1 protein-coding gene and 1 pseudogene are annotated in these 2,953 nt (G+C 67.1%); both read right to left on the bottom strand.

The features are described 5' to 3' along the window. A pseudogene (locus VKI00_RS06280) lies at positions 1-1,046 on the bottom strand (IS256 family transposase); the annotation flags it as partial. Between the two features lie 139 nt (positions 1,047-1,185). Beyond that, entirely contained in the window at positions 1,186-2,424 is a 1,239-nt protein-coding gene (locus tag VKI00_RS06275; RefSeq protein WP_324436141.1) for an IS110 family transposase, read from the bottom strand. Positions 2,425-2,953: the final 529 nt, after the last annotated feature.

The following is a 2,953-nucleotide window of genomic DNA, read 5'->3' as shown; positions in this document are numbered from 1 at the left end:
TGGTACGCAGGTGGATCCAGTGCTCGGCCGGGTAGTTGTAGAACGCGAGGAGCACGTCGGTGTGCTCGGTGATCTTGGCGACTGCCTTGGGCCACTTGGCTCCGTAGTCGGCGGCGAACGCTTTGACCGCCTTCATTGCGTAGTCTTTATCCTCGGCGTTGTGGATCTCCGCGAGCGCGGCTTTGGCGCCTGGGTGCGCCGACTTCGGCAGGGCGGCAAGAACGTTGGAGCTGACGTGGAACCAGCACCGCTGCTCGCGGGTGAAGGGGAACACCTCGTGCAACGCCTTCCAGAACCCCAACGCCCCGTCACCGACCGCCAGCACCGGCGCGGTCATCCCGCTGCGTCGGCACGACCGCAGCAGATCGGCCCACGACTGTGACGACTCGCGAAACCCGTCGGCGAGCGCGACCAGTTCCTTGGTGCCGTCGGCGCGCACGCCGATCATGACCAGCAGGCATACCTTGTCCTGCTCCAGGCGGACCTTGAGGTGGTAGGCCGTCGACCCACACGTACACGTAGTCGGTGTCGTGCAACGAGCGCTTGTTGAACGCCTCCGCGTCGTCCTGCCACTGCGCGGTCAGCCGGGTGATCGTCGCCGCGGACAGGCCCGCGGCCGACCCGACGAACTGCTCCAACGCCGGGCCGAAGTCGCTGCTGGATAGGCCATGCAGGTACAGCAGCGGCAGCACCTCGGCCACCTGCGGAGACTTGCGCGCCCACGCGGGCAGGATCACCGAGCAGAACCGGCGACGTTCACCGGTCTCGGCGTCGATGCGCTTGTCGTCGACCCGGGGCGCTCGCACCGGCACCGCACCCGCCGCCGTGAGCACCTCCCGCGGCTGGTGGAAGCCGTTGCGGACCAACAGCCGGTGACCCGTTTCGTCGACCTCGTGGGCGTGGGCGTCGATGTAGGCGGCGACCTCGGCCTGCAACGCCGCCGCGAGCATTGCCCGTGCACCGTCGCGGACGATCTCGTCGAGCAGCGACCCGTCCGCCGCACTGTTCTCGTTGGACGCATCCGCGTCGTGGACTACCTTGAGCATGGGCGTACCTTCCCGAACCAGCGCGCCAACGCCGGCTCTTGATCAGACCTACTTGGACCTTCAGATCATCCTCGGGGAAGGTGTGCCCACCACGTCACCAGGCCGAGAGCCATCCACAGACCTCCGATCTTGCTAAGAGTCAAGCGGTGGCTCGTGTGGGGTGGGTTGGTGGCGGTCCGTATGCCTTGATCGGGTCGTAGGTTTGGCCGGTCTGCAAGCAGTGGTGGAGCTGGCCGAGCATCCGGTTGTAGAGGTGACGCAGGGCCGCGGGGTGACGGTCGCCGCGTTCGCGGCATGCCAGGTAGTGATCGCGGTTGGGTCCCTGGCGGCCGGCGGCAACGAACGCCCAGACGAAGCCGACGGCAGCGAGGCGGTTGTTCTTCACGTGCCGATGGGTGATGCGGATGCTGCGCCCGGAGGCCTTGGTGACCGGCGCGGACCCGGCGAACGCCTTCAACGCTCGGGCATCGACGAATCGTGTGCGGTCGTCCCCGATTTCGGCGAGCAGGCGGGCACCGGTGAGGTCGGCAAGCCCGACGAAAGAGGTGATAATCCGGTGCTCGGGGTGTTGGGCGAATGCGGTGGCGGTCGCCTGGCCGAGACGCTCGAGGTTGACGCATTCGGCGTCGAGGCTGGCCAGCAATGCGACCGCTTGGATGCCGAAGGCCTCTTCGACCAGGGCGGGTTGTCGCAGCTGCGGCAGCCGCAGCTGCTGCTGGATCGTGGCCGCGAGCGTGGTCAGGCCGCGATGGCGTCCGGCGCGGCGCAGGGCGGCCACGATCTGCGGCCTGGACAGCCGCGCCGCCTTGGCCGGGGTGGGGGCGATGGCGAGCACCGTACGGGCTTCGGGCGCGGTGATTCCGCCGGGGCGCTCGGCGAAGGCGTGCAGGAAACCCGGAAAATACTCCCGCAGCAGCGACCGCAATTCGTTGCCGGCCCGGGCGCGCCGCCAGGTGGCGTCCTGGTGGGCGCGGGCGAGCACGGTGATCGATTGCGCCAGTTCGGTGTCGTCGGGCAGCCGACGATGCTGGTCGACGTCGGTACGCAGGATGTTGGCCAGCGTGACGGCGTCGGTGTGGTCGGATTTCTTGCCCGACATCGAGGTGCGTTCCCGGTAGCGGGCCACCGACATTGGGTTGATCGGGTAGACCGGTCGACCGGTCGCCGGCAACGCGGCGACCAGCAGGCCGCGCGGGGTCTCGATCGCGACCGGGATCCGATCCTCGGGGTCGTCGCCGGCGTCGGCCAGCATTGTGGTCAGTTCGGTGAATCCGGCGACCGACTCGGGTATGCGCCCTTTGGCGACCAGCCGCCCGTCGGCATCCACCAGCGCGATGTCGTGATGGTCCTCGGCCCAGTCGATCCCGCACGTGACCATGGGCAAACGTTCCTCCTCTGTTGTCGAATTATGTTGGGTGCGTGACCCTTTAGTGAGAACGCGCGGCGCCCTAATAGCAAGGCTCTGATGGCCTGACCTCCGATGAGCCGTTCGCGATCCCAGCAACCCACACGACCCCGGTCTTCATGGTCAGAGCTCAACGGCTCCCCGTCGATTAGGTGTCGATCGTGCAGGCGGGCTCGAACCACGATTCCCACCTCAACCCCTTCCGAGGAGCAGCCGGTCACGACACGCCGACTTTCGCCGTTCTCCCGGCAGGTCTTGCTGACCGCGGTATCGGTCAGGCGTTCCGCCGCCACTCGACAACCGACCACTCACTCGAAAGGTCGCAGAGCAGCAGGCCGCTCTAGCCTGTGGATAGGGGTCCAGCCCCGTGTTCTGATCAGGAATCGTCCAGTGCCCAACGAAGCTATTAAGTTCTGATCATTGCTCAGCACGGCGGCGCTCACCCGTATGACTGGTTGGCCAGACCCACAGCACCTCTACGTCGGCAATCCGCGAGGTAGCG

This window comes from Mycobacterium sp., assembly GCF_035314665.1.
Classification (GTDB): Bacteria; Actinomycetota; Actinomycetes; order Mycobacteriales; family Mycobacteriaceae; genus Mycobacterium.
Note: the sequence above shows the minus strand (reverse complement) of the source record. Positions and strands in the feature narration are given on the sequence as shown.